This is a genomic window from Mesorhizobium helmanticense (genome assembly GCF_003034915.1).
In the GTDB taxonomy this organism is placed as follows: Bacteria; Pseudomonadota; Alphaproteobacteria; order Rhizobiales; family Rhizobiaceae; genus Mesorhizobium; species Mesorhizobium helmanticense.
Genome location: NZ_PZJX01000136.1, coordinates 1 through 300 on the forward strand (window position 1 = coordinate 1; position 300 = coordinate 300).

1 protein-coding gene is annotated in these 300 nt (G+C 58.7%); it reads right to left on the reverse strand.

The genetic code is table 11. The annotated features are described in order from the left end of the window. A partial coding sequence (locus C9427_RS33655; RefSeq protein WP_181167479.1) for a GTP-binding protein occupies positions 1-300 on the reverse strand: 300 nt, incomplete at its 3' end.

Below are 300 nucleotides of genomic sequence, written 5' to 3' on the forward strand. Positions count from 1 at the left end.
AACCAGGATCGCGCCGTCCATCTGCGCGGCACCGGTGATCATGTTCTTCACATAGTCGGCGTGGCCGGGGCAGTCGACATGGGCATAGTGGCGGTTGGCCGTCTCGTATTCGACATGCGCCGTCGAAATCGTGATGCCGCGCGCCTTCTCTTCGGGCGCCGCGTCGATCTGGTCATAGCGCTTGTATTCGCCAAAATACTTGGTGATCGCCGCCGTCAGCGACGTCTTGCCATGGTCGACGTGACCAATCGTGCCGATGTTCACATGAGGCTTAGTGCGCTCGAATTTACCTTTTGCCAT